The organism is Nitrospira defluvii, from assembly GCF_905220995.1.
GTDB classification, from domain to species: domain Bacteria; phylum Nitrospirota; class Nitrospiria; order Nitrospirales; family Nitrospiraceae; genus Nitrospira_A; species Nitrospira_A defluvii_C.
Window position 1 is genome coordinate 74706 of the sequence record NZ_CAJNBJ010000005.1, and the last position, 7114, is coordinate 81819.

At 56.3% G+C, this 7114-nt stretch carries 5 protein-coding genes; all 5 read right to left on the bottom strand.

The window, feature by feature from the left end:
- Position 1 precedes the first annotated feature (1 nt).
- The 5 genes from KJA79_RS10595 to KJA79_RS10615 all read right to left on the bottom strand — a co-directional run bounded on the left by KJA79_RS10595 (position 2) and on the right by KJA79_RS10615 (position 7081).
- Positions 2-211 (bottom strand): helix-turn-helix domain-containing protein, encoded by a 210-nt coding sequence (locus tag KJA79_RS10595; protein ID WP_213042017.1) that lies wholly within the window; start codon positions 209-211, stop codon positions 2-4.
- A gap of 1165 nt (positions 212-1376) precedes the next feature.
- A complete protein-coding gene (locus tag KJA79_RS10600; protein ID WP_213042018.1) occupies positions 1377-2228 on the bottom strand; it encodes a hypothetical protein in 852 nt (283 codons plus the stop codon).
- Between the two features lie 302 nt (positions 2229-2530).
- Positions 2531-2956: a hypothetical protein gene (locus KJA79_RS10605; protein ID WP_213042019.1), complete on the bottom strand. Its 426-nt coding sequence runs from the start codon at positions 2954-2956 to the stop codon at positions 2531-2533.
- A 97-nt stretch (positions 2957-3053) separates the two neighbouring features.
- Positions 3054-3479 carry a hypothetical protein gene (locus KJA79_RS10610; RefSeq protein WP_213042020.1) on the bottom strand — a complete coding sequence of 142 codons (426 nt, stop codon included), beginning with the start codon at positions 3477-3479 and terminating at the stop codon, positions 3054-3056.
- 416 nt (positions 3480-3895) lie between these two features.
- Complete coding sequence (locus tag KJA79_RS10615) at positions 3896-7081, bottom strand: type I restriction endonuclease subunit R (protein ID WP_213042021.1); 3186 nt, start codon at positions 7079-7081, stop codon at positions 3896-3898.
- Positions 7082-7114 lie beyond the last annotated feature (33 nt).

The following is a 7114-nucleotide window of genomic DNA, read 5'->3' on the forward strand; positions in this document are numbered from 1 at the left end:
ACTACTCGTAATGTGGGGGCGAATGCTTTCGCTCCCAGTCTTCAATGACACCAAGCGCTATTCGCCAGCGGGCGCGGGAGCCGTTGCCAAGTTTCATGGCTGGTATGCCTCCCGGCAGGCCAAGGACAGCGCGATATAAGTATTCGACCGACACTTGCCACCGATGGGCCAGTTGTTTGGGTGTGAGAAAGTCTTTTTCATGTGACGGCATCTTTCCGCTCCTTTTGCTTCCGAAGCACGTACATCGCGCTTCACGAGTAGGAACGGGGAGATGGCTCCTTCTGACCGTTAGCTCACGTGGCAGTCGTTAGACTTAGCTGCGCCGCATACCTTTAATAGGCTGCCGGGTGGATTCGTACGGGCCTGAGTGTGAGTCAGCTACGAGGAATAAATGGCAGTACTGTATGGGAGTGGCGTTGATTGAAAGTGATTGCCTTGGGGCATGCACGCTGGGATAGCCGCGATCATGCATCTGCGAATTGATGAGGCGATCCTTGAATTTGCCTGGCTTCAGGTTTGGTGGTCGTAACTATGATCTCGCGTTGATCGTCCAGCGAGTCTTGGTGACCAGGAGCGTTACAACGGCTCGTTCGCGTTTTCCTCAAGGACCGAAGCTTTGAGACGTTCTTGTCCACGAAGGCTCAACCGTTATCCCTGAAGTGTCACAGCAGCCTAGGTGAACAAAAGAGGTTGGCGTAGTGTTGCATAGGCCATTACAAGGCCGCATGTTTGTGGAAAAGCTTCGCGGCGTGCCCATACGCACTTAATTTAGAATGATTCGTCTAGATCGCGCGGACGCACAGGAATTTCCCGAAGCCGTTCGATGAGGCGGGGACATCTTCGAAGACCGAGTGACCACGCGACCGCTACGATTCGTCGAGAACGTGGCCGAACAGCTCGGCCTCAACCCCCGTCATGGGCGTATGTAGGATGCGAGTCGTGCGGCGGGCACTGCCGCGCGTATTAGGATCTCTGGGGGAAGGAGGATCGATCACTCTGACCTATCAGCGGCCTGATCGGAGCAAACGATCGCTGTGTTGGAGCACAACCGACCTCCCTGGCGCGGCCGAAAGCTCCAGTACACTCTGGTGACGCTGAGGTACAGCGGTTCACTCCGAGCGGTTCAGCCTATGTGAGGAATCAGTCCCAGGTAATTGGGGGGGGCGAGAGGGAGTCGGCTCTTGTTACGCCTCCCTCTTGCTCTCACTGAGCGCAAAACACCTAGAGGGAGGCGACAATTCGACGCCCATTCATGGGAGACTCAATAAAATGTCATGTGGGGAGGCGTTAGATTATCGCCCCCCCAGTTAGCCGATGCGTCACTGAATCAATAATAAAATGGGGAGGCGCACGTCTGCGCCTCCCCATTTCTGGTTTTATGCGGCCTTTCGGGGAACCAGCGCTATAACTTCTGCCATCAGTGATTGATAGATCTCCAACCCTCGCGGGATATCCACGGGCCGATCATGCAGCACGGCGAATTGCATCCGTTCAAACTGGCCGAGCAGGGACCGAATCTTCTTATAGTGTTTCGGCAGTTCGCTCAGGGCATCTTTCTTCTCGGCTTGTTCCAACCGATGAGTGATCATGCTACGGTAAAGTTTCTTGCGGAGAAGCTGCCCCCCGCTTCGAGACAGCAGTGCGTTGTGCGGGCCCCACAAGAGTCGGCCGCAAAAATATCGAGCCAAGCACCGCATCCGGTGCCGCAGATCGCCATGTTGCTCTTGCTGTAACTTGCGGAGGACCTTCGTGAGAGCCGTTGCAGTCACCTCATCTCCCAGGCTACGCAACAGGGCGTCCACCTCCTTACCTGGAAGGTACAGCGAGAGGAAGACCAATCCTAAAGAGATGCGAAGGCGTTCGAACGGCGTTCCTTTCGTATCATAAAATGTACAACCGCATCCGTTTCGGGAGTGCCCACCGGTTTTGTAGCCCTTCGTCTCTTGGTGCTTTTCATACATCGATTTGGTGACACAGCGCCACCGATGCTTCGCTCGGTCAGACGACTTGTTCCACGCTACTTTTCCGCACCGAGGACATGTGACCCGAAGACCTGTCGCTTCTCCCCACCGTGCAAGCCTGAGACATTCATATGCCTGCACCTCACTGCTTTGCACCGTCACCAAAAAGTCTTTTAGGTACTCGTGTCCGGAGGGAGCGGGGGGAATCTGGAACAGCTTGGAGGCGTTCGGCCAAATCTCACCCACATTGCGATAAGTCCAATTCATCAGTCATTCCCCTTTGGATGTCCAAGCTACTGTGCCGACCATCACCCTCATGCGGTATCACCCCAGGCGCTGGATGACAGTGCCTCTCCGGCGAGCCGTACGTTCACCGTATCGGATTTCCACTGTGATTCTTGAGGGAGAATCCATGTCTTTGGACGCTGCGTTTGGTACGCAGCGTCTTCGCGATGACGTCCTATGCACCACTGACTTCATGTTGTTGCCACTCCCACGGGCACCAACACTGGTCCTCTGCTTAGGACGCACGTTTCTGCCGCTTGGGTTTCTCTTCGCCTGCTTGGTAGTCATACAATGGGCTGTGGCGGGCACAGGACCAGCCGCAGTTGTTCAACTAGGACAGTCTCCAACACCGCCAGGGTCAGACCGCGATAGGGCAGAGTGCGATCGCAGTTATAGTCGAGGTAGAGCCCCCCTCGGACGCTCGACATCACCTCGGAGGTAGACGGCGAGGGATAAATCCAGAGGATCGTATGTGGGTGATCGATATGGAGGCCCACGTAGGGGGTCCCCTCGTCCATCGACATGAGCAGATGAGTGGTGAGTCCCTCCAGGCAGAGAAGGTTGACTACCTCTCTCAGGACCACGACGACGACTTCGCTCACCAGCACCTGGAAGCGCCGGCCAGGCCCGCCTTCACACGGTAACATGCCCAGATTCTGATGGTTGCGGATTGTCACCCGTAAATCGATCATGACCGTGCTGTCGCTCATGACACCCCTTCACTCTTGAATGTGTGTGCAGCCGGGATGGTTATTCAGACGATGGTGGCGCGCCCGTAATGACGATGGCCACGCCACCACCGTTCCATTACTGATTCACCACGTGGGCCCGGCGAGGGCCGAGGAGCCGGAGGAGTGCCTCCTCCACCAGCCGGCGCAACGGTTCCGGTTTCGCCCGCTTGTACAAGATGCGGCTTTCATAGCCCTGCTCCTTTCCCGAGAAGCGTCGAGCTAAGAAACAGATTGTCATGCCATCTTCTGCGGGTGAAAAAAAGAGCCCCACATCTTGGACATACAAAGTGAGGCAGCGGGTTTCTTCGTCCAACGTGGTGATAGACACCTCCAGCCCAGCAGCCTCCAGGGCATCCTGGGCTTCGCATAGCACGGGGAGAATGTCATTGGTGGCTACTTCCTGAAACCGCGCCCAGCTCACTTCGGATGGCAAGAGCAGATCGTTGGCCTTCCATTCCGAAATCTTGGAACGTAGGTAGCTGAATGTTGTGGTGGATTGCATGGGGAACCTCCTCTGGGGGTAGAGCCGTTCTGTGGTTGGGAACAGTGCGGCAGAAAAATCTTTTCGCCCAACCTATTCAGAAGCTCGTCTCTGGCTGGCTCGCTTCTTCTGGTGGGTGGAGAGAGGTAGCGGCAGGGTGTGAAATGGTGAAGCTCTGGTGTACCAATCAGATGGCGGAAATTATGAGGTGAAGGGGAGACCGCCCGACCGATGAGGTCATGATAGGCAGACGGATGTGAAGATTCTTCGATGGCTGCTGGAGCCGCAGAAAATCGGTAAGGTGAGGCTGGCCCGGGCGGCGTGAGGGCACTAAGGAAGGGGGGGCGTCGGACGAAAGCGAGAGAGGCGTGTGATTGTCTCTGACGAGCTAATGGGACGATGTCAGCGGGGAGTGGAGTGGCAATGCTCAGGTGAGGTTAGCCAGCGGTTGGATAGATGCTCGCTCCTCGGTCTCCGTAGGATTCATAGAAATGTTCGAAGACCGCTGAACACTTCTCTTTATAAAGATCCGGCGTGTAGCTGCGAGGCAAGCCTTGATCCAATAGCTCCTCGATGGCCAGCTTGACCTGTGAGCGGGCTGTCGCCTTCTGCCGCCACTCCAGCACCAACAGCTGTTTCAGCTTTCCCAGTAGTTCCTTGGCGACCTTCTTCACTTCGGCACGTTCCTCGGGAGCCAGTTCAGGAGCCGGGCGGGTCAGAATATCGAACACCACGAGTTCTTCTTCAGACAGACGCTCTCTGACATGCCGTTCCTGTTCGTCGTTCAAACTACGGCTAAGCGCCAAGAGCTCCTTGAAGAGGTCGTCAATATTCCGGCTGCCCGCGTTGTAGGATTCAATCAGTTCTTCGAACTTGGTGAGATAGTCGGCTCTAGTCCGATTCAGGCGAACGAGCTTGTCCAGTTGAGCGCGGATCGCCGCCTTCAGTTGTTCCAGATCGATATTCTTGGTCCTGGACTTCCCGAATCGCTTGGCCAACGCCTCGAAGTCGATCTTCGTGAGATCGATGATCCCATGGCCGGTCTTGTCCTGAGGGATGTGAAATCCATCCGCTGCCACGGACGCATCCAGAATCTTATTGAGGTCGGCCATCACGGCTGAAATATCTGCCGGTCCTACGCCCGTTCGTTCACGAATGCTTTCGGCAATAGTCGCCAGGCAGGCGGCGCGGGACGTGAACTCCAGCACCGATGGATCGGGCTTCACCGCTTGAAAGAGCGTTCGGACCCAACCCTCCTGCCCGAGAAAGTCTTTGCGGAGAGGGTCGGGAGAGATCAAGCGTTCGACCGCTTCACCGATCTTCGTCAGTCGGTCAAGGCTCCCTGCAGGAGTCTGTTCTATCTCTCCTAGATTGACGCCATGCGCCAGGCAGAAGGCTTCGGTCTCCGTGATCGCCTGGCGCAGGCTTTCCACGAGCTTCTGCTTGTCCCGGATGGGCTGCTCCCCACCACGGCCTTTGGCATAGATCGCCAGCGCTTTCTCCAACGAAGCAAAGACGTTCGCGTAATCCACAATGAGGCCGCTGTGCTTGCCGGGGAACACACGATTGGCTCTGGCAATCGTCTGCATCAAAGTGTGGTTCCGCATCGGCTTGTCGAGGTAGACCGTTGAACAACTCGGGGCATCAAAGCCGGTCAACCACATGGCACAGACGAAGACGAGGCGCAGGGGATCGTTCGAGTCTTTGAACTTCTCATCCAGCGACTCATCATTCATCCGTTTCCGGTGAGGCGCGATATCGAGTTCGAGCTTCTTCATCCGCTCAATCTCATTCTGTTCTGTCGAGACAATCACCGCCATATCCGTTGTGCGAATCACATCCAACCGTGCCTTAAGTTCCCGGATGCGATCAGGATAGGCGGTCTTCGCTCCGTAGGTAGTGAGCCTGGCCAACTCCTGCTCGACACGTTTCTCTTCGGCCTTCCAGTACGTTCGGACCTTGTCGTGCATCCGTAGGGCTGTCGCCTTATCGATGGAAATGACCATGGCTTTGCCCTGGAAGCCACGCCCGAGGAAGTGTTGGACGATATCTTTGGCGATGCTTTCGAGTCGTTCATCCCGGGTGAGTAGTTGATATTGGCGGCCTAACTCACGCTCCAGCCGCTTTTCCTGTTCGTCATCCAGGCCGGCCGCTTCGATCAGATTGTAGATATCGTCATTGAGGTTGGGATTCTCCAAGCGGAGTTCCGGCGTCCGGTTTTCATAGAACAGCGGGACCGTCGCCCCATCTTCAACCGACTGCTGGAAGTCATAGATGGAGACATAGTCCCCGAACACCTCGCGGGTCCGTTCCTCTCCGGCGATCAGTGGCGTGCCGGTGAAGGCCAGGAAGAGGGCCTTCGGTAAGGCCGCACGCATGTTCAGGGCCAAGGTATCGTATTGGCTACGATGCGCCTCATCCGTCAGCACGATCACATCGGACCGGTCACACAAAAGTTCTGGAGTCTGGAACTTGTGGATGAGCGTGAAGACGTAGCGGTGGTTCTCGCCGAGCAGTTGCCGCAGCTGCGTGCCACTCTGCGCATGGCACAGCTCGCTTTCCGTCTCGCTGACCGCCCCGCAAGCTTTGAACGTCTTCGCGATCTGCACGTCCAATTCCACACGGTCTGTCACCACCACAAAAGTCCAGTTGCCGGGAACCTTACGGAGGATCTTCTGAGCGAAGAACACCATCGCGAAACTCTTGCCCGATCCCTGCGTCTGCCAGAACACCCCGCCGCGCCCGTGGCCCTGCTTCCGGGCAACCAAAGTAGCGGCAATGGCATTATTCACGCCGAGGAACTGGTGATTTTGTCCGAGGACTTTTACGAGACCGGTCTTATGCTCAGAGAAGAGGGTGAAGTTTTCCAATAGATCGAGCAGTCTAGATGGTTCGCACGTGCCTCGTAACATCACTTCAAGCGACACGCGGCGAGGTTCGTCCTCGCGCTCGATCCGTTTCCATTCAAAGAACCGCTCCCAGTCGGCGGTCAGCGAGCCCACACGGCTTTCCGTCCCATTGGAGGCAATCGTCAGCCCGTTGAACCAGAAGAGTTGAGGAATGTCGGACTTGTAGCAGGTGAGGTTATCGTCAAAGGCTTGTTGCGCCGGCACACCGGGCTTCTTCAGCTCAATCACGATGATGGGGAGGCCATTCACGAACCCGACGAGATCAGGCCGACGGGTGTACAGCGGTCCCGTCATACTGAACTGGCTTACCAAAAGGAAGTCATTGGCAGCAGGATTCTCCCAATCAATGACTCGGACTCGCTCCGTCTTCTGTCCGCCACCCTTGGGATCGGGAACGGAAACTGGAATTCCTTCTTTCAGAAAGCCAAACACCTCGCGATTCGCCGCCGCAAGGCTCATCACCGTGCGGTCGCGAGTTAATTGATCGATGGCCCCTGCAATGGCTTCCGGTGGGAGAGAATAGTTCAGACGCTCAAGAGCGGCACGAAGACGCGGAACCAACACCGCCTCGCCCTTGGTCTCGCGGCCAAGTGTGCTACCGACACCGAAGATTTCTTCCAAAGCGGATACCGTCTGCCAGCCCATCTCAGCGAAGAGTTGGATGGCAGGCTGTTCGACAAGGGAATCTTCGGAGTAGGAACCAAAGGCCCTCATTGCGCAATGTATGACCTTCCCCCCGAAAACTAG

Excerpts from the sequence above, each read along its gene's own strand:
- KJA79_RS10605 (WP_213042019.1), bottom strand. The coding sequence starts at position 2,956 with ATGAGCGACAGCACGGTCATGATCGATTTACGGGTGACAATCCGCAAC.
- KJA79_RS10595 (WP_213042017.1), bottom strand. The coding sequence starts at position 211 with ATGCCGTCACATGAAAAAGACTTTCTCACACCCAAACAACTGGCCCAT.
- KJA79_RS10615 (WP_213042021.1), bottom strand. The coding sequence starts at position 7,081 with ATGAGGGCCTTTGGTTCCTACTCCGAAGATTCCCTTGTCGAACAGCCT.
- KJA79_RS10610 (WP_213042020.1), bottom strand. The coding sequence starts at position 3,479 with ATGCAATCCACCACAACATTCAGCTACCTACGTTCCAAGATTTCGGAA.
- KJA79_RS10600 (WP_213042018.1), bottom strand. The coding sequence starts at position 2,228 with ATGAATTGGACTTATCGCAATGTGGGTGAGATTTGGCCGAACGCCTCC.